This window comes from Agromyces hippuratus, from assembly GCF_013410355.1.
Lineage (GTDB): Bacteria > Actinomycetota > Actinomycetes > Actinomycetales > Microbacteriaceae > Agromyces > Agromyces hippuratus.
On sequence record NZ_JACCFI010000001.1, the window covers coordinates 1,969,328 to 1,988,576 of the forward strand.

10 protein-coding genes are annotated in these 19,249 nt (G+C 70.6%); 3 read left to right on the top strand and 7 right to left on the bottom strand.

Going from position 1 to position 19,249, the window contains the following annotated elements:
• Positions 1-200: 200 nt before the first annotated feature.
• Both recQ and BJY17_RS09280 read right to left on the bottom strand, forming a co-directional pair.
• Complete coding sequence (gene recQ, locus BJY17_RS09275; RefSeq protein ID WP_179551092.1) at positions 201-2,243, bottom strand: DNA helicase RecQ; 2,043 nt, start codon at positions 2,241-2,243, stop codon at positions 201-203.
• Positions 2,244-2,400: 157 nt separating this feature from the next.
• Positions 2,401-6,705, bottom strand: a complete 4,305-nt coding sequence (locus tag BJY17_RS09280) for an ExeM/NucH family extracellular endonuclease (protein ID WP_179551093.1) — start codon at positions 6,703-6,705, stop codon at positions 2,401-2,403.
• A gap of 246 nt (positions 6,706-6,951) precedes the next feature.
• Here BJY17_RS09280 and BJY17_RS09285 point away from each other — a divergent pair, with 246 nt between their 5' ends.
• Positions 6,952-7,848, top strand: a complete 897-nt coding sequence (locus BJY17_RS09285) for an EamA family transporter (protein ID WP_179551094.1) — start codon at positions 6,952-6,954, stop codon at positions 7,846-7,848.
• A gap of 22 nt (positions 7,849-7,870) precedes the next feature.
• On the opposite strand, the gene BJY17_RS09290 is transcribed toward BJY17_RS09285, so the two are convergent.
• Entirely contained in the window at positions 7,871-10,369 is a 2,499-nt protein-coding gene (locus BJY17_RS09290; protein WP_179552796.1) for a DEAD/DEAH box helicase, read from the bottom strand.
• A gap of 100 nt (positions 10,370-10,469) precedes the next feature.
• On the bottom strand, positions 10,470-11,210 hold the full coding sequence (locus tag BJY17_RS09295; protein ID WP_179551095.1) for an LGFP repeat-containing protein: 741 nt from the start codon (positions 11,208-11,210) through the stop codon (positions 10,470-10,472).
• A gap of 379 nt (positions 11,211-11,589) precedes the next feature.
• On the opposite strand from BJY17_RS09295, the gene BJY17_RS09300 reads away from it, so the two are divergent.
• Positions 11,590-13,773, top strand: a complete 2,184-nt coding sequence (locus tag BJY17_RS09300) for a hypothetical protein (protein ID WP_179551096.1) — start codon at positions 11,590-11,592, stop codon at positions 13,771-13,773.
• A 10-nt stretch (positions 13,774-13,783) separates the two neighbouring features.
• Here BJY17_RS09300 and BJY17_RS09305 read toward each other — a convergent pair whose 3' ends face one another.
• The gene (locus tag BJY17_RS09305) at positions 13,784-14,704 is read right to left on the bottom strand and encodes an AEC family transporter (RefSeq protein ID WP_179551097.1); all 921 of its coding nucleotides are present in this window, start codon (positions 14,702-14,704) and stop codon (positions 13,784-13,786) included.
• A 119-nt stretch (positions 14,705-14,823) separates the two neighbouring features.
• On the opposite strand from BJY17_RS09305, the gene BJY17_RS09310 reads away from it, so the two are divergent.
• Positions 14,824-17,271, top strand: coding sequence for a phosphoketolase family protein (locus BJY17_RS09310; protein ID WP_179551098.1), 2,448 nt, complete (start codon positions 14,824-14,826; stop codon positions 17,269-17,271).
• A 68-nt stretch (positions 17,272-17,339) separates the two neighbouring features.
• Here BJY17_RS09310 and BJY17_RS09315 read toward each other — a convergent pair whose 3' ends face one another.
• The gene (locus BJY17_RS09315) at positions 17,340-17,999 is read right to left on the bottom strand and encodes a hypothetical protein (protein WP_179551099.1); all 660 of its coding nucleotides are present in this window, start codon (positions 17,997-17,999) and stop codon (positions 17,340-17,342) included.
• A 243-nt stretch (positions 18,000-18,242) separates the two neighbouring features.
• Positions 18,243-19,232, bottom strand: a complete 990-nt coding sequence (locus BJY17_RS09320; RefSeq protein ID WP_179551100.1) for an aldo/keto reductase — start codon at positions 19,230-19,232, stop codon at positions 18,243-18,245.
• Positions 19,233-19,249 lie beyond the last annotated feature (17 nt).

Below are 19,249 nucleotides of genomic sequence, written 5' to 3' on the forward strand. Positions count from 1 at the left end.
CCAGGGTCGGCGCATCACGGCGCGGATCCGCCGCTGAAGGCTACGCGCTGCGCTGGTACACGCGGAACGCCCGCGTCGCCGAGTGAGGATCCGTCAAGGGTCGCCGAATACCCTCCGACGTGGCCGCTGTTCGGAGCAGGGCGGGTCGGGTCGAGGAGACGTGAACCGAGCCGAGGAGCAGCTCGGGCCGGATGATGGCGTCAGGCCGAGGCGACGACCTCGAGCAGTGCCTCGCCGTAGGCCTCGCGCTTCTTGGCGCCGATGCCCGTGATGCCGTCGAGGTCGGCGAGGCTCGCCGGTTTCTCGACCGCGACGGCGCGCAGGGTCGCGTCGCCGAAGACGATGTACGCGGGCACGCCCTGCTCTTTCGCCTCGCCGGCGCGCCAGGCGCGGAGTTGCTCGAACAGCTCGGCCTGCGCCGGCTCGAGATCGGCCGCCGCGGTGGCCGCGCGCGTGCTGCGCGAGCGCGACGCGCGCTCGGGTTCGGTGCGGAGCTTCACGACCCGCTTGCCCGAGAGCACGTCGGCCGCGGCATCCGTCACCGTCAGCGTGCCGTACTCGCCATGCGTGGCGAGCAGGCCCTGGGCGAGCAGTTGCCTCACGACGCCGCGCCACTGCTGGTCGCTGAGGTCTTGGCCGATGCTCCAGGTCGCGAGCGCGTCGTGGCCGTACTGGCGCACCCGCGGAGTCTCCTTGCCGCGCAGGATGTCGACGAGATGGCCGGCGCCGAACTTCTGCCGGCGCTCGCGCTGCAGGCGCACGATCGTCGACATGAGCTTCTGGGCGGGCACCGTGCCGTCCCACGAGGCGGGCGGCTCGAGGCAGGTGTCGCAGTTGCCGCAGGGTTCGCTCGGCTGGCCGAAGTAGCCGAGCAGGTTCTGGCGACGGCACTGCACCGTCTCGCAGAGGGCGAGCATCGCGTCGAGGTGCTGGGCGAGCCGTCGCCGGTGGGCGAGGTCTCCGGGACTCTCGTCGATCATGCGGCGCTGCTGCACGACGTCTTGCAGTCCGTACGCGAGCCAGGCCGTGGCGGGCGCACCGTCGCGGCCCGCACGACCCGTCTCCTGGTAGTAGCCCTCGACCGACTTCGGCAGGTCGACGTGGGCGACGAAGCGCACGTCGGGCTTGTCGATGCCCATGCCGAACGCGATCGTCGCGACGACGACGACACCTTCTTCGCGCAGGAACCGCTCCTGCGTGCGACGACGAACCGCGGCGTCGAGGCCCGCGTGGTACGGCATCGCATTGACGCCGTGCTCGGCGAGGTACGCGGCGAGCTTCTCGGTGCTCGCCCGGGACAGCGCGTAGACGATGCCCGCGACGGGGTTGCCGGCGGCGTCGCGCCCCTCGCTGCGGATGAACTCGAGCAGTTGCTTGCGCACTTCGAGCTTCCCGTCGATGCGGTACTGGATGTTCGGCCGGTCGAAGCTCGAGACGAAGTGCTCGGCTCCCCCGAGGCTCAGCCGCTCGGTGATCTCGCGATGCGTCGCCTCGGTCGCCGTGGCGGTGAGGGCGATGCGCGGCACGTCGGGCCAGCGCTCGGCGAGCTCGGAGAGGGCGAGGTAGTCGGGCCGGAAGTCGTGCCCCCACTGCGCGACGCAGTGAGCCTCGTCGATCGCGAAGAGCGCGATCGTGCCCTGCTCGAGGAAGCGCTTGGTCGCCTCATTGCCGAGCCGCTCGGGAGCGACGTAGAGCAGGTCGAGCTCTCCGGCGAGGTACGCGCGCTCGACCTCGGCGCGCTCGTGCGACTGCTGGCTCGAGTTCAGGTACGCGGCGCGCACACCATTGCGCACAAGGGCGTCGACCTGGTCGTGCATGAGTGCGATGAGGGGCGAGACCACGATGCCCGTGCCCTCGCGCAGCAGCGAGGGGATCTGGTAGCAGAGGCTCTTGCCGCCACCGGTCGGCATGAGCACGACGGCGTCGCCGCCGCCCGCGACCTGCGCGATGATCTCGGCCTGTTCGCCGCGGAAGCTGTCGTACCCGAAGACGGTGTGCAGGGCTTCGGCCGCCGAGGCGAACCTCGCGGGCGCAGCAGCGCGACGACCCGCCGCGACGGCCCCGGACGACTGCCCGCGCGATGCGCCGGGAGCACCCGCCGAGCGCTGCGGGGCAGCGGCTCGCGCGGCGCCGAACTGGGCGTCATCGACGGGCGGCACCCACTCGTCGTCGGGCGGCGGGGCGAGCTCGTCGGGGTCCCACGGGACCTCATCGGTCCAGGCGGGTTCCGCGTTCCAGCTCATCCGTCGAGTCTAACGAGCGCCGCCGACCCGCTGCGTCGGCGCGCACCCGGGGATGCACGGTCGGGCCTGTCGAGGAGGAGTGGGTGAGCACGCGCATGCGCGGCACGGCGAACGGCCCCGGGCGGATCGCCCGGGGCCGTTCGCATCGGTTGTCGGCTCAGCCGACGTTGAGCACGAACGAACTCGTCGTACCGGTCGTCGGCACCGTGATGTCGAATCGCGTCGGCCCGCTCGTGCCGGCCGGGACGTTGAACTGCATCGTCGCCTTGCCGATCTCATCGAGCGTCGCCGTGTATGCGCGATCGACCGGCGAGGTGTCGAGCTGCGTGTCGCCGAACGAGACGACGACGGTGCCGGCAGCCGGCTCCTTGCGGCTGAAGTCGAGCGACGACAGCTTCACGGTGACCGATTCGCCCGGCGCGTACACGCCGTCGCCCTCGACGTCGACGCCGACTGCCCGCTGGGCGTTGTCAGGCGCGATCTCGGGGTTCACCTCGAAGTAGTCGACCATCGATTCGAGGTCGATCTTGCCGGTGTCGGCACGCCCCGTACCGAGGCCCAGGGTGGTGAAGTTGTCGCCACCCGCGGCGAGGAACGAGTTCGCACCCACGAGGTAGTTGGCGGCCGGGTCGATCGGCTCGCCGTTCAGCAGGATCTCGGTGATGTGCGATCCGGCCGCCGCGGTCGGGTCGTACGTGTACGTGAGCTCCTTGTTGACGCCGAGCTTCAGGAACGGACGCGACGCACCCGTGGGCTGCCACTGCTCTTCCAGTACCTTCTTGACCTGCGCGCCGGTGAGGTTCACCGTCACGAGGGTGTTCGCGAAGGGCTGCACGTTGGCGGCCTCGCGGTAGGTGACCTCGCCCGAGGCCAGGTCGGCGCGCAGGCCGCCCGGGTTCATGAAGGTGATGTCGACCGCGCGGGTCCCGTCGACATTGAGCGCCCACTGCTGCACGTCGGCGACGAGGTTGCCGAGCGTCGACTCGCCGCCCCGGTTCTCGGGGAACGACGTGGCCCCGTCGGGGTTCGACGCCACCGCGCGGCCGAAGTCGGCGCTCGCGGTGCCGAGCACGACGCTGCCGAGCTCGTTCGCCACCTCGACCGCGTCGTCGACGATCGTCTTGACCGCCGGGTCATCGGGGAAGAGCGCCGTCGTACCGTCCATGAGGCTGAAGATCTCGTTCTTCATGGTGAACGACTTCGTCTTGCGGTCGTACTGGATGTCCATCTTGCTGAACCGCTCGCCGTACTGGCCGCTCGAGATGACGGGCATCGGAGCGTGATCGAACAGCGCCGAGTCTGCACTCGTGACCACGTGGTTGTACGCGAGGTGGGTGTGACCCGAGACGATCGCATCGACGTTGGCGTCGACGCCGAGCACGATCTCGCCGAAGCGCGATTCCGCGTCGACCGCCGACGACTTGTCGGTCGTCGACGCGCCCTCGTGCACGAGCGCCACGATGATGTCGGCCTCGCCGTTCCCGCGCATGCCGTCGCTCAGCTGGTCGGCGACCCGGTTGATCGCCTCGGTCGGATCCTCCACCGTGATGTCGGCGATGCCCGCCGGGCTCACGAGGGACGACAGCTCATCGGTGACCGCACCGACGAAGCCGATCGTCACCCCGTCGAACGTCTGGGTGTAGTACTCGGGCAGTGCGGCGTCTCCGGTCTCCTTGTCGCGGATGTTGGCGCCCAGGTACTCCCAGTCGGCCATCGGCATCACCCGATCGGTGAGATCGGCGAAGCCCTGGTCGAACTCGTGGTTGCCGACCGAGCTCACGTCGAGGCCCGCCGCGTTGAGCGCCTGGATGGTCGGTTCGTCCTGCTGGATGAACGACGTGAAGGTCGACGCCCCGATCATGTCGCCCGCCGCCGCGAACACCGTGTTCGGGTTGCCGGCACGGATCTGCTTCACGGCGCTGGAGAGCGCCGCGATGCCGCCCGACGGTGCCGACTGCTCGATGCGACCGTGGAAGTCGTTGACCGTGACGAGGTCGATGTCGACCTTGCCGGGCACCGTCTCGGAACCGACGCCGACGAGGATCGGGTCGTGGTCGCTCGAACGGAACGGCGTGGCCTCTGCGACCGTCTCGGCAGCGGGGCCCCAGTACTCGCGACCCGCCCACTCGGGAGAGTTGATCGACCAGACCGCGGTCTTCGTGACGCGGCTGTTCGCCGCGGGCGACGCGATGACGTGATCGAGCGAACCGAGCTCGCCGTCGAAGGTGTAGGTGTACTGTCCGCGCGCCTTGCTGAAGACGAGATCGCTCCAGCCCGCGTCGACGAACACCTGGATCGGGTCCTCCTTGGCGTAGGAGTTGAAGTCGCCCACGAGGTAGACCGCGTTCTTGCGCCCCTCGGAGAGCTCGTTCGCGAAGGCGAGCAGCGACTCGGCCTGCGCGGTGCGCTCGTCGTTGAAGGCGTCCTGGCCGGGCTGCGGCGAGGGGTCGGTGCCGCTCTTCGACTTGAAGTGGTTCGCGATCACGGTCACGAACTGCTTGTCGTACTTGAAGGTCTGGGCGATCGGCTCGCGCGCGATGTCCCACACGGTCTCGTCGATGATCGTCTGCGCCTCACCGCTCGGCTTGACCGATGCGGGCTTGTAGATGATCGCGTTCGTGATGACGTCGGTGATCGCGGGGTCGTGGAGCGACTCGGGCGTCTTCACGTACTTCCACGTGCCGGCGCCGGCCGCGGCGTTGAGGCCCGCGACGAGGTCGGCGAGCGCCTCATCGGGCTTCTCCCCGAGCGCGACCGAGTTCTCGATCTCCTGGAGCGCGACCACATCGGCGTCGAGGCCGTTGATCGCCTTCACGATCTTCGCCTTCTGCACCGCGAACTCCTCGGCGGTGTCGGCGCCGCGGGCCTCGGGGTTCTCCGACGTCAACGTCGTGAAGTAGTTCAGCACGTTGAACGCGGCGACCGTGATGTCGCCGCCGACGGCGGGTGCCGCGGTCGGCCGCGGGTTGCCGATGACCTTGCCTGCGGCGTCGAGGCTCGCGAACGTCGGCTTGACCGATGCGGGGCTCGCGTCGTTGATGGGCCGAGACGGCTGCAGGCGCCACTCGTTGAAGCCGAAGCCGAGCACGTAGCCGGAGGTCGGGAAGGTCGCGACGTCGCCGTTGCGGACGACGGTGGCCTTCGTGAAGTAGGGCTGGTCGCCCGGGTGGGCCGGGTTGTCGGTGCCGTTCGAGTTGCGCACGGCGATGCTGTACCCGTCGTCGAGCAGGAGGCGGCTGGCCTTGTTCGCGGCCGCGATGTCGCTCGCGCCCTTCGAGCCGGGCAACTGCGTCTCGGTCGACTTCACCGGCATCGCGGCACCGGCGTTCAGCCAGAGCTCGCCGAATCGGTTGAGGTTGTGGCTCGAGACGACCTTGTAGGTGCCGCTCGGTGCGACGAGCATGCCCTCGAACGCTTCGCGGGCCGTGTTGCCGACGGCGGTGGCGGGCAGCGGCGTCAGTGCGGGCAGACCCGCCGCCGACTGCACGAGCTCGACGTTCGCGGCCTTCTCGGGTCGGACCTGGGTCAGGCCGTTGAACTCCTCGACGAGGCCGGTGACGCGCACCTTGTCGCCGATCTCCACGGCGGGGTTCTCGCCGTGGAGGTACACGAAGACGCCGTCGGAGGCCTTGGGCGTCGCATCCGTCGCACCGCCCGAACCCGCCGTCTGGATGTAGATGCCGTCGTAGCCGCCGACTCGGTGGTCGGCCGTGACGATGCCCTCGGTGACGACGGCCTGGCCGACGAGCGGGCTCGCGGCGACGTCGGTGCCCTGGATCTGTGCGATCGTCTTGGCGACGGGCAGGATCGGTCCGCCGGCGCTGCCCGAGTTCTGCGGGGTCGGCGCGGAGACGAACGTGAAGTCCTTCGAGTTGTCGTCGGTGTCCTTGAAGTTCGTTCGCACGATGCTGCCCGGCACGGTGTTCCCGCCGGGGTAGGCGGCGGGCGCCGTCTCGGAGGCGTTCGAGGTGCCGTAGCCGACGAAGTCGACGATCGCGGGATTGCTCACCGAGCCGGTGCCCGGGTCGAGTGCGGTCGTGCTCTTCGCGAGGAAGACCGAGCCGTTCTGGCCCTGCAGCGAGATCGAGGAGGTCGCATCGGTCGTCGGCAGCGCGGCTCCAGTGCCGCCGTTGCTGGCGAGCCCGATGAGGTAGTACCCGCCCGACTTGATCGTGCCGCTCAGTGCGCCGAGGCCGCTCGCCGGCCCCGCGGTGCCCGCGGCGCGATACTGCAGCGACCAGCCCGCGAGGGAGACGTCGGCATTCGTCGGGTTGTAGAGCTCGACGAACTTGTTCTGGAAGGGCTGGGTCGCGCTGCCTCCGCGGGCGTAGACCTCGTTGATCACGACGCCCGAGGCGTCGACCGCGGCGACCGCGGGCGCGGCGCCGAGGAACCCGGCGACGAGCGTGCCCGCGGCGACGAGCGCCACCCCGGACAAGCAGTTTCTGGTGCGACGTTGCATGACTCTCCTCATCGAACGACCACACCCCACCTCGGATTCGACGCTGCTGCGAGCACGCCGGCGGCGGGACGATTGTTCCGAAGCATAAGACTGTGCAGTGCCGCTGCCAAGGGGTCACCCCAGCCGCTCGACCTGATTTCACGCGGAATTCACACGCGTTGCTCAGATGAGCAGATCACCGGGCGGCAGTCGCACGGATGAGCAGATCAGGCCTCCCGGGCCATGCCGGATACGCTGAGCAGCACCATGCTCACCGCCGTCCTCTCGCTCACCGGCGCGTTCGTGTTCGGGGCGGCGGACTTCCTCGGCGGGCTCGCCGCGAAGCGCATCGGCGCAGTGCTCGCGACCGCGGTCGCCGCGCTCGCCGGCTTCATCGGCCTGGCCGTCGCGACCCCGCTGTCGGGTGGGGCGTGGACCGCCGCCGACCTCTGGTGGGGGGCTGCGGCCGGTGTCGCGGGAGCGGTCGCCATCGGCCTCCTCTACGCCTGCCTCGCGATCGGCCCGATGTCGATCCTCTCGCCGCTCACCGCCGTGGTCTCCGCCATCGTGCCGATGCTCTGGGGACTCGCGACCGGTGCACGGCTCGGCCCGCTCGCGCCGTGGGCACTCGGCCTCGCGCTCGTCGCGGTCGTGCTCGTCGGCTTCGTGCCCGAGCGCGGCGCCGTCAGGCCGAGCCTCACCGGCATCGTCATGGGACTCGGATCCGGCACCGCGATCGGCGCGTTCTTCATCCTCATCGACCGCACCTCCGACGAGAGCGGCCTCGCACCCCTCGCGGTCAACAGCGCCGTCACCGCGGCCGTCATGTTCGCCCTGGTCGGCGGGCTGGCACTCCGCACGCGAGCGAAGCGACCCCGGATGCCGCGAGCCGACGAGCCGGCGGACACCGCCCTCGCCGCTCGGGACCGGGCACGAGGCATCCGTCTCGCCGTCGTCGGCGGGCTCGTGAACGCCGCGGCGAACGCCCTCATCCTCTTCGGCATCCGCGCAGGCGAGCTGGCGATCGCCGCCGTGCTCGGCGCGATGTATCCGGCCGGCACGATCCTGCTCGCGGCGATCGTGCTGAAGGAGCGCATCGCGCCCGTGCAGTGGGCCGGCCTCGTGCTCGCGCTGGCCTCGGCCGCCATGCTCGCGGTGGCGTGACCCGGCGGAAGACGCCGCGCGGCTAGAGTCGCACGACCTCGGTGACGCGCACGACCGCAGCGCCCTCCTCGGCGGAGGCGTCGAGGTCGACCTCGGCCCGGATGCGCCAGTCGTGGTCGCCGGCGGGGTCGTCGATCGTCTGCTCGACGCGCCACGTGCCGCTGGCGGCATCCGACTCGTCGATCGCGACCAGGCGCGGCGCGCGGGCCGCCGGTCCGGTGCCGATCTCGTCGTGCTCGGCGTAGTACCGGTCGAGCGCGTCGGGCCAGCCCGCCTCGGGGTCGAGCTCGGCGAGCTCGTCGTCGCGCTCGAGCGCGGCGAGCTGCACGCGACGGAACAGCTCGTTGCGCACGAGCACCGTGAAGGCGCGACGGTTGGTCACGACCGACGGCGGGGCCGGCGGCACGACCGCGGTCTCGTCTTCAGGCAGGTGGGCGGCGGGGTCGATGAGCTCGTTCCACTCGTCGACGAGACTCGAGTCGACCTGGCGCACGAGCTCGCCGAGCCACTCGATGATGTCGAGCAGCTCCTCGTTCTTGGCCTCGGTCGGCACCGTCTGGCGGATCGCCCGATAGGCGTCGGAGAGGTAGCGCAGCACGAGCCCCTCGCTGCGGGCGAGCTGGTAGAAGCCGACGTACTCTCCGAACGACATGCTGCGTTCGAACATGTCGCGCACGACCGACTTCGGCGAGAGCTCGAAGTCGCGCACCCACGGCTGGCTCGAGGCGAAGACCTCGAACGACTGGGCGAGCAGCTCGTCGAGCGGCTTCGGCCAGGTGACCAGCTCGACGAGCTCCATGCGCTCGTCGTACTCGATGCCGTCCTGCTTCATGCGGCCGATGGCCTCGCCGCGCGCCTTGAACTGCTGCTGCGACAGGATCGGGCGCGGGTCGTCGAGCGTCGACTCGATGACGCTCACGACGTCGAGGGCGTAGTGGCCCGTGCCGACGCCTCCTGAGCCTGTCGAAGGGCCGGCCTGTTCCTCGGGGTCGAGCAGTTCGATCGCGGCGAGCGCGAACGGCGAGAGCGGCTGGTTGAGTGCGAAGTTCGGCTGCAGGTCGACGGTGAGGCGCACGATCGGCAGACCGTCGCCCGCAGGGGGCAGCAGTTCGACGACGCCGGCGTCGCGCAGGGTGCGGAAGATCTCGAGCGCCCGCCGCGCGAGCGCGAACTGCCGGGCGCGCGGCTCGTGGTTGTCGAAGACGAGCGAGCGGATGTCTCCGATCACGTCTCCCCCGCGGGCGATGACGTTGATCAGCATCGCCGCGGTGAGCTTCAGCTGCGGCACGAGCGGTTCCGGCTCGGCCGCGACGAGCCGTTCGTACGAGGCCTCGCCCCAGGTGATCTGACCGGCCGGTGCCTTCTTGCGCACGATCTTCTTGAGCTTCTTGGGGTCGTCGCCCGCCTTGCGGACGGACGCCTCGTTCTCGATCTCGTGCTCGGGTGCGAGCACCACGACGGTGCCCGCGGTGTCGTAGCCGGCCCGCCCCGCCCGCCCCGCGATCTGGTGGAACTCGCGCGCGGTGAGCTGGCGCATCCGCTGCCCGTCGAACTTCGCGAGCGCGGTGATGAGCACCGTGCGGATCGGCACGTTGATGCCGACGCCGAGCGTGTCGGTGCCGCAGATGACCCGGAGCAGGCCGCGCTGGGCGAGCGTCTCGACGAGTCGCCGGTAGCGCGGCAGCATGCCGGCGTGGTGCACGCCGATGCCCGCGCGCACGAGTCGCGAGAGCGTCTTGCCGAACGCGGTGTTGAAGCGGAACCCGCCGATCGCCTCGGCGATCTCGTCGCGCTGCTCGCGCGTGACGACGCGGATCGACGAGAGGGCCTGCGCGCGCTCCATCGCCGCGGCCTGCGAGAAGTGCACGATGTAGACGGGCGCCTGCCGCGTCTCGATGAGCTCTTCGACGGTCTCCTGCACGGGCGTCTTCGCGTACGAGAAGTGCAGCGGCACCGGGCGGTCGACCCCGGTCACGAGCGCGGTCTCCCGGTCGGTGCGACGCTTCAGGTCGGACGCGATCGCGGTGACGTCGCCGAGCGTGGCCGACATGAGCACGAACTGCGCGCGGTGCAGCGTGAGCAGCGGCACCTGCCACGCCCAGCCGCGCTCGGGGTCGCCGTAGTAGTGGAACTCGTCCATGACGACTTGGTCGACATCGGCGTCGGGGCCGTGCCGCAGCGCGAGGTTCGCGAGGATCTCGGCGGTGCAGCAGATGATCGGGGCATCCGGGTTCACCGAACTGTCGCCGGTGACCATGCCGACGTTCATCGCGCCGAAGATGTCGACGAGTTGGAAGAACTTCTCGGAGACGAGCGCCTTGATGGGCGCCGTGTAATAGCTGCGCCCGCCGCGGGCGAGGGATGCCGCGTGGGCCGCCACCGCGACGAGCGACTTGCCGGTGCCCGTGGGCGTCGAGAGGATGACGTTCGCGCCCGAGACGATCTCGATGATCGCCTCGTCCTGCGCGGGGTAGAGCGAGAGCCCGCGGCCCTCGGCCCAGCCGACGAAGGCGTCGTACATCGCGTCGGCGTCGTACGGGCTCGGCGCGAGCTCAGGCAGGGTCGGGGTCACCCGTCGAGTCTGTCACGCGGGCGCGAACGCGCGCGTCGCGCTCGCCGGATCAGGTGCCGGGGGCGAAGTCGGCGCGAAGTCGGTCGAGCGTGTCCTCGTCGACGGCGTCGAGCGCGCGGGCGGCTTCGGCATCGGCGGACGGATCGATCACGACGACCGGCCCGGTCGACGACGACCACTCGACCGTGCCGTGTTCGAAGACGCCGCGGAGCACGCCGGTCGCGGGCACGAGGTCGACATCGAGCACCGGCAGTCCGAGCGCCGATCGCTCCCACCCGAGCAGCGCCCAGATGTCGCGCACCATGCCGAACACGATCGCGGGCCCGTGGACCGGCGTCCAGTAGATGGAACCGCCCTCGAAGTGCGCGAATCCGCCGGGAAGACGGCCGCCGAACTCGGAGGCGGCGAGCGGTTGCTCGTCGGTCGTCGGGAAGCCGAGGAACGAGGTCTCGCCGCCCACACCCTGCCAGTGCTCGGCGATGAGCCCGTGCACCTCGTGGGCGCCCGTTCGCGCCGACCAGTACACGGCACCGCGTTCGAACTCGCGGCGGTACATCTCGCCCTCGCCGAGGCGGGTGTGCAGCGCCGTCGCCTCGCCGAGCCACGGGTGCTCTGCACGCTTCGCGCTGATCGCCGGCACGGCGAGCAGCAGCTGGTTGGCCGGGTCGTAGCGCACGGCCGTGCGGAAGTCGCTCCAGCTCAGTGCGCGGTCGACGTGCGCCGAGCGCACCGCCTCCCGCGCAGGCGCGGCCTGGCGATGCCGCGTGAGGTGCATCATCCGCTCCGTCATCGCCCTGCCCTTCTCTACGGGGCGCCTTCAGCGCGGGAGAACGGAGCCGGGTCATCGCCCTGCCCTTCGCTCACCGCGCACCGTCGGCGCCGGAAACGGGGGAAGCCGGCCTGCACCGAGCGTTCGGGACTCGGTGCTGACCGGCTATCCGATCGACCACTCCGCGGCGACAGTTCCCCCTGCAGTTCGCGGATCGGCGATCGCTCCTCACACTACGAGGGGCGACGGATGCCGCGAATCAGGGTTATCCCTGAACTCCGCGCCCGGGTCTCGGGGAGGTCAGGGCGTGCACTGACCGGCGCCTCCACGAGCGCACAGGCGACACGGGACCGTTCGAGCCGCTAGCGTTCGCTGAGACGCAGTCGCTCGAGGAGAATCCATGCGGATCGCACCCAGCCCCACGCCAGACGAGTCAGCAGCCGCATCGCCGTCGGACATCGACGTCGATACCGACGAAGCCGGCGGCGGCGCCCCCGGCACCGCCGACTCGACGGCAGGTCGCCGTGCCGCGCCATCCGATGAGGGCACGTTCGACCGCGCCCTCGTCGTCGTGCACGGCATGGGCAACGCGTATCGCAGCCAGATCCTGCTCGAGTGGGCGGAGCCGCTGCTCAGTCGCATGGACTGGCTCGCACGCGATCAGGTCATCGGCGCCGCCGATCGGCATGGGGTCGCGATCCTCGAGTCCGACCTGTCGGGCGACCTGCCGATCATCACGGCGTCCGTGCTCACTCCCGGCCCGCTGGCACAGGCGACCGGCAGACCGGCCGCGGAGGACGACGACGTCGAGCTGAAGATCGCGATCATCGAGGCCCGCTGGTCCGAGTCCTTCGTGCCGATGAGCCGCGGTCAGATCTTCCAGTGGGCCGTCGTCTTCATGTGGCGCATGATCTGGCGCGTGCTCGACCTCTTCCTCGGCACCATGGTGCTCGTGCCCTGGTACACGCTCGTGCGGCACTGGACGAAGGCGCCGGGTGAACCCCGCGCACTCCCGAAGCTCGTCGACCTCGCGATCGACACCGTGCGGCTCGTGGTCTGCTCCATCGCCTTCGCCGTCACCTGGGTCTTCCTCGTGCTGCTCGCAGCGGTGCTGACGCCGATCCTGCCGCTCATCAGCCCGCTCCTGCTCATCCCGTGGTTCAAGAACGTGGCGCAGGGCGTCATCGACGGCATCATCGAGTCGATCGGCGATGTCGCCGCCTGGAAGGAGCGTCCCGTGCGCGCCTCGGCCATGCGACTCGTCGTGCGCGATGCACTCGCCCATGCGAGGGAACTCGTCGGCGACGACGGTGACGTGCAGCTCTTCGCGCACTCGCAGGGCGCCGCGGTCGCGACGCTGGCACTCTTCGAGGAGCTGGAGCCGAGCAGGTACAACGTCAGCCGGCTGACCACCGTGGGGGCGGCGGTCGTGCTGCTCGGGCGCGACAAGTGGCTCGGGCGGCCCGACGAGTACAAGCCCGTCTCGGACTGGCTGCAGCGCAACAAGGAGGCGGCTGCGAACCGCAAGGTGAACTGGGCGAACTACTGGGCCATCTGGGACCCGTTCTCGGCCGGCCCCATCGCCGACACCGCACCCGGCCGACGTGAACGTTGGCGGAACGCCTACTTCCCCGGGCCCTCCGACACCCCCGGGCCCGAAGAGCACGCCGTGCACAACACGAGCCAGCCCTTCCTCGACCACTCCGTCTACTTCCAGAACACGATCCAGGTCGTCGAACCCACCGCTCGCCATCTGCTCGGGCCCGACTTCCCGTCGGCTCCCGTGCCGGTCGCGCAGGTCGAGAACCTGCTCTCGGTCATCGACAAGAAGTCGCTCGGCATCAACATGCTCGCGGCCGTCGTGATCGCCGCGATCCTGCCCGGCCTGCCGGGCGTCTACGCCGCCTTCGCGACCCTCGCGAGCTGGGTGGCCGGCGCCATCGGCTTCATGATCGGCGTGTTCCCCGGTGGTCGGGATGTCGAGGAGGCGGTGCCCGCAGCCATCGCCGCGGCCTCGTTCGTGACCGACCCCGCCGGCCTGAACCCGTGGAGTTGGCTCATCGCATCGGGCTTCACCCTCGCCGTGCTGATCTGGCTGAACCAGCGCCTCTCGACCGTCACGCGGCGGTCGCGGGAATGGGACCGATGCCCGATCGAACCCCGCCACTGGCTCGTGCTGAGCTCGATCCCCCGTGCCGCCTACGTCATCGGCGCCTTCGTCTGCGTGTGGTTCGCGATCTACGCCTGGAGCCGGCCCCCGATCGAATGGCTCCTCGTGAGCGCGGTGATCCTCCTGCTCGTGGCGGTCTTCGTGTTCGTCGAGCCGCTCTACGCACCCGTTCCCGTCGTCGTGGCGGCGCGAACCGACGACCCCGAGACGAACACGCTGGCGATGGCCGCGATCCCCGCACCGATGAAGCTCCGCGACCTGGTCGCCACGGACGCCTTCACGAAGGACCTCGCGGCGCGCCGCAGGCTCCTCCGGCCGCAAGGCCGGCGAGCGGAGATCTGGGCCGGATGGTTCCACCAGTGGCCGAAGTCGGCCGAGCCCGCCTCGCCCGAGGTCCCTGCCACGACCGAGTAGCGATCGAAGCTCAGCCGAGCAGGAGTGCGACCGCGAGGAGCACCGGCACCGAGCCGATCGTCGTGAGGAAGACCGTGTCGCGGGCCACGACCTCCGCGGTCTCGTAGCGCTGGGCGTAGACGAACACGTTCTGCGCCGTCGGCAGCGCCGCGAGCACCGTCACCGCGTAGAGCTCGATGCCGTCGAGCCCGAAGAGGAAGGCGCCGATCGCCCATGCGGCGAGCGGCATTGCGACGAGCTTCAGTGCGGTCGCGAGCACCACCTCTCGACGGCCGCTCCCCGGCGCGAACAGGCGCTGCCCGTGCAGCGACAGTCCGTACGCGATGAGCATGAGCGGCACTGCGGCGTGCCCGATGAGGTCGATGGGCTCCATCACGATCGGCGGCAGCTCGATGCCCGACACCGACACGAGCACTCCGGCGAGGGAGCCGATGATGATCGGGTTCGTGAAGGTCGTGCGCACGATCGCCGCCACCGAGGTGTGGCCGTGCACTCGGGCGCCGAGGATGGCGAGCGCCACCGGCGCGAACAGCAGCAGCTGCAGCAGCACGACGGGCGCCGAGTACGCCGCATCGCCGAGCATGTAGACCGCGATCGGGATGCCGAAGTTGTTGCCGTTCACGTAGCCCGACGCGAGCGAGCCGATCACCGTGTGCTCGAGGCTGCGCCGCCAGACGAGCATCGCCACGAGGCCGAACACGAGCATCATGGCGACGGCCGCGATCGCGGAGACCGGGAGCAGCACCGAGAAGAGCGCGCCGACGTCGGCCTGCGCGAGCACCGAGAACAGCAGGAACGGCGCGAGCACGCTGAAGTTCAGCCGGGCGAGCATCGGCCGGGCCTCGGGCCCAAGCACGCCGGTGCGGCCGGCGATCCAGCCGACGAAGACGGCGAGCGCGATCACGGCGAAGCCGGTGAAGATCTGGATCACGCCCTGCCTCCGCGGACGTCGGGGTGCGAAGCGGGGCTCATCGCCTTCGACCCTATCGGTGGTGCCCGCCCCCAGACCGCCCTAGGCTCGAAGGGCACGATGAGCCGACAGGGGAAGCCATGTCCGAGGCAAGCGAGCACGAGCACGAGCACCATGTGCGCGGGGCATCCGTGCCGCTCGAGATCGTCGACGCCTGGTGGCGTGCCGCGAACTACCTGAGCGTCGGCCAGATCTACCTGATGGCGAACCCGCTGCTCGCCCGGCCGCTCGAACCGGCCGACATCAAGCCGCGCCTGCTCGGTCACTGGGGAACCTCCCCGGGACTGAACCTCGTCTACGCGCACCTCAACCGGGCGATCGTCGAACGCGGCACGCCGACGATCTACGTGTGCGGGCCCGGCCACGGCGGCCCCGCGATGGTCGCGAACACGTGGCTCGACGGCACCTACTCCGAGCTCTTCCCCTCGATCGGCGCCGACGCCGAGGGCATGCGGCGGCTCTTCCGCCAGTTCTCGTTCCCGGGCGGCATCCCGTCGCACGCTGCACCAGAGACCCCCGGCTCGATCAACGAGGGCGGCGAGCTCGGGTACTCGCTCATGCACGCCTACGGCGCCGCGCTCGACAATCCGGGACTCGTCGTCGCCTGCGTGATCGGCGACGGCGAGGCAGAGACCGGTCCGCTCGCAGCGAGCTGGCGCGGCCACTCGTTCCTGAACCCGGTGACGGACGGTGCGGTCCTGCCGATCCTGCACCTCAACGGCTTCAAGATCGCGAACCCGACCCTGCTCGCACGCATCCCCGAGGCCGAGCTCGTCGACTTCTTCCGAGGCAACGGCTACGAGCCGCTGCTCGTGACGGGCGGGTTCGACGGCGAGGATCCGATGGCCGTTCACGGCCGCATGGCCGACGCCATCGACGTCGCCTACCAGCGCATCGCCGCGATCCGGGCGGATGCCGCGGCGGGCGCGTTCGCCGAGACGGCCCCGCGCTGGCCGGCCATCGTGCTGCGCACCCCGAAGGGGTGGACCGGCCCGGTCGTCGTCGACGGAGTGCAAGTCGAGGGCACGTTCCACGCCCACCAGGTGCCGCTCGCCGAAGTACGCGAGAACCCCGAGCACCTCGCGATGCTCGCGGAGTGGCTGCGGTCGTACCGCCCCGAGGAGCTCTTCGACGGCGAGGGGCGCCCGGTCGCCGGGCTCGGTGCCCTGCGGCCCGACGGCGAGCTGCGCATGAGCGCGAACCGGAGCGCCCATGTCAACGGCGGCATCGGTCACCGGCTCGAACTGCCGTCGCTCGCGCCGCATGCGGTCGAGGTGGCCGCCGGCGAGCGCGGCGGCCCCGGCGAGGCCACGCGCGTGTTCGGCTCATGGCTGGCCGAGGTGATGCGCGACAACCCCGACGACTTCCGCCTCTTCGGCCCCGACGAGGTGGCCTCGAACCGGCTCGGCGCCGTGTTCGACGTCACCGCGCGGGCATGGGCCGAGGCGATGCATCCGCTCGACGAGCACCTCGCCCGCGAAGGCCGCGTCATCGAGGCCCTCAGCGAGCACCTCATGCAGGGCCTGCTCGAGGGGTACCTGCTCACCGGCCGCCACGGGCTCATCACGAGCTATGAGGCCTTCATCCACATCGTGGACTCGATGTTCAACCAGCATGCGAAGTGGCTCGAATCCGCGAAGCAGGTGCCGTGGCGAGGGGATGTCGCGAGCCTCACCTACCTGCTCTCCTCGCATGTCTGGCGGCAGGACCACAACGGCTTCTCGCACCAGGACCCGGGATTCCTGAACGTCGTCGTCAACAAGCAGGCCGACGTCGTGCGCGTGTACCTGCCGCCCGACGCGAACACCCTGCTCGAGGTCATGCGGCACGCCTTCGACACGCAGAACCGCGTGAACGTCGTCGTCGCGGGCAAGCAGCCGCAACCGCAGTGGCTCTCACCCGCCGAAGCCGCCGCACACGTCGAAGCCGGTCTCGGCGTGTGGGAGTGGGCGGGCAGCGAGACCGGCTCCGAGCGAGCGGATGGCGCGGCATCCGAGCCCGACGTGGTCATCGCGTGCGCCGGCGACGTGCCCACGACCGAGGCGATCGCGGCGGCCCAGCTCCTGCGATCCCGACTGCCCGAACTGCGCGTACGGCTCGTCAACGTCGTCGACCTCATGCGACTGCAGGACCCGCAGCATCACCCGCACGGATTGCCCGGCGCGGCGTTCGACGCGATCTTCACCCGCTCGGCGCCGGTGATCTTCGCCTTCCACGGCTACCCGTCGCTCGTCCACCAGCTGACGTACCGGCGCACGAACCACGCGAACATCCACGTGCGCGGCTTCGTCGAGCGCGGCACGACGACGACGCCGTTCGACATGCTGCACCTGAACGACCTCGACCGGTACCGGCTCGCGCTCGACGTGCTGCACCGCGTGCCCGGCCTCGAAGGCGGCACCGGCATCGCGGAGATCGCCGACGAGTGGCACGCGGCTCGCAGCCGTGCCCGCGAGTACGCGTACGAGCGCGGCGAGGATCCCGACTGGATCACGGCCTGGCGTTTCGCCGCGCCTGCCCGGGCGTAGCGACCGGGAACCCGGAACGACGGCGGGCGCCCGGTCTCCCGAGCGCCCGCCGCACCGATCCGTTCCGCTCAGGCGTCGCAGCCCCACACGTACGAGCCGTTGTAGTACACCGGCACCATCTCCTTGCCGGTGCAGGGACCGCAATCCTCGTCGCGCGGTGCGGGCGGCAGGCCCGGGTAGTACTCGGAGGTGTACGGGTCCGCTGCGGGAGCAGCCGCCGGGGCCTCCTCGGTCGCCTCGCTCGAATCGGATGCCGCGGCATCCGATCCCCCCGACCAGTCATCGCCCTCGTCGGCGACCTGCTCGGCCTCGGCTGCCGCCCGGGCGGCTTCCTCGGCCGCCGCCGCCTCTGCCGCGAGCTGCGCGGCCGCCGCGGCTGCCGCGGCCTGCTGCGCCGCGACCGCCTCGCCGTGGGCGGCGAGCGCACCGCGCAGCGCTTCGGTCGCCGAGTGCGCGAGCGCGGCATCCCGGATGCCCGAGACGTCGACACCGGCCGCACCGATGCCGACCTGACCACCGACCTCGGCGATCGCGGCCTCCTTCGCCCGAGTGAGATCGGCCGCCGCCTCGGCGCTCTGCGCCTGGCCGGCGATGCCGATCGTGACCACGATCAGGCCGGCGAGCGCGAGACCGAGCATCCGGTCGGCCCGGTGCCTGCCTGTGCCGCCCTCGAGATGCACCGCGGCGGCCCCGCTGCGCCCGAACGTCATGACTCGTTTGGTGATCATTCGATTCCTTCCTTCGTACGGACCGAGTGTTCGGATCTGCCCGTCGGTTCGACGGGTCGAAGGAGGTTCGCAGCGACTCCGGGGTCGTGCGCACGGCACGACGAATCGTCGCCGCGACATGCCCCCGGAATCGTCACTGTCAGCCCCCCGCTAACACCACACCTGTGCAGCGTATCGACGTTGTGCCCTGAAATGGGGGCATTTCCGCCGATTCCCGCCGGGTGTCGCGGAGCGGGCGACCGGCTACCAGCGCTCGTGCACCGTCGCGCGGATCTCGCGGTCGTAGAGCTCGCGCACCGCTTCGTCGAACGACGGCGGCAGGCGCAGCGACCCGGCCTCGGCGTTCGCCCGCGCCTGCTGCGGTGATCGCGCACCCGGAATCACCGAGCTCACACCCGGCTGCGCGGCGATCCACGCGAGGGCGACCTGGGCGGGCGAGGCGGCCGGCGCCGCCTCGCGGGCCAGCGCGGTGAACTCGGATGCCGCGCGCACGCCCGTCTCGTAGTCGACGCCCGAGAAGGTCTCGCCCACATCGAACGCCTCGCCGTGACGGTTGAAACTGCGGTGGTCGTTCGCGGCGAAGATCGTCTCGCTCGTGTAGCGGCCCGAGAGCAGGCCGCTCGCGAGCGGCACCCGGGCGATGATGCCGACCCCTGCCGCGACGGCGGCGGGCAGCACCTGGTCGAGCGGCTTCAGCCGGAACGCGTTCAGGATGATCTGCACCGTAGCGACGTTCGGCCGTGCGATGGCGGTCAGCGCCTCGTCGACCCGCTCGACGCTCACGCCGTAGGCGGCGATCGAGCCGTCGTCGACGAGGGCGTCGAGTGCGTCGAAGACCCGGTCGTCGCCGTAGACCGACGTGGGCGGGCAGTGCAGCTGCACGAGGTCGAGGGTGTCGACGCCGAGGTTCGCGCGCGAGCGGTCGACCCAGGCGTGGAAGTGCTCGGCCGAGTAGTTGGCGTGCTCCTGCGGCAGGCGCCGGCCCAGCTTCGTGGCGACCGTGACGCCGGAGCCGGGGTTCGCGCGGAGCCACGCTCCGATGAGCGATTCGCTCCGGCCGTCGCCGTAGACGTCGGCGGTGTCGAAGAAGGTGACGCCGGCATCGTGCGCCGCGTCGAGCACGGCGAGCGCGTCGCCCTCGGCGACCTCGCCCCAGTCGGCGCCGAGCTGCCAGGTGCCGAGGCCGATGACGGAGACCGTGCGGCCGGTGCGGCCGAGGGTGCGAGTCTGCATGATGCTCCAGTGCTGGT

Coding starts and splice junctions, on each gene's coding strand:
- BJY17_RS09315 (WP_179551099.1), bottom strand. CDS start 17,999: ATGATCACCAAACGAGTCATGACGTTCGGGCGCAGCGGGGCCGCCGCG.
- BJY17_RS09295 (WP_179551095.1), bottom strand. CDS start 11,210: ATGACGGAGCGGATGATGCACCTCACGCGGCATCGCCAGGCCGCGCCT.
- BJY17_RS09280 (WP_179551093.1), bottom strand. CDS start 6,705: ATGCAACGTCGCACCAGAAACTGCTTGTCCGGGGTGGCGCTCGTCGCC.
- BJY17_RS09285 (WP_179551094.1), top strand. CDS start 6,952: ATGCTCACCGCCGTCCTCTCGCTCACCGGCGCGTTCGTGTTCGGGGCG.
- BJY17_RS09300 (WP_179551096.1), top strand. CDS start 11,590: ATGCGGATCGCACCCAGCCCCACGCCAGACGAGTCAGCAGCCGCATCG.
- recQ (WP_179551092.1), bottom strand. CDS start 2,243: ATGAGCTGGAACGCGGAACCCGCCTGGACCGATGAGGTCCCGTGGGAC.
- BJY17_RS09320 (WP_179551100.1), bottom strand. CDS start 19,232: ATGCAGACTCGCACCCTCGGCCGCACCGGCCGCACGGTCTCCGTCATC.
- BJY17_RS09310 (WP_179551098.1), top strand. CDS start 14,824: ATGTCCGAGGCAAGCGAGCACGAGCACGAGCACCATGTGCGCGGGGCA.
- BJY17_RS09290 (WP_179552796.1), bottom strand. CDS start 10,369: ATGTACGACGCCTTCGTCGGCTGGGCCGAGGGCCGCGGGCTCTCGCTC.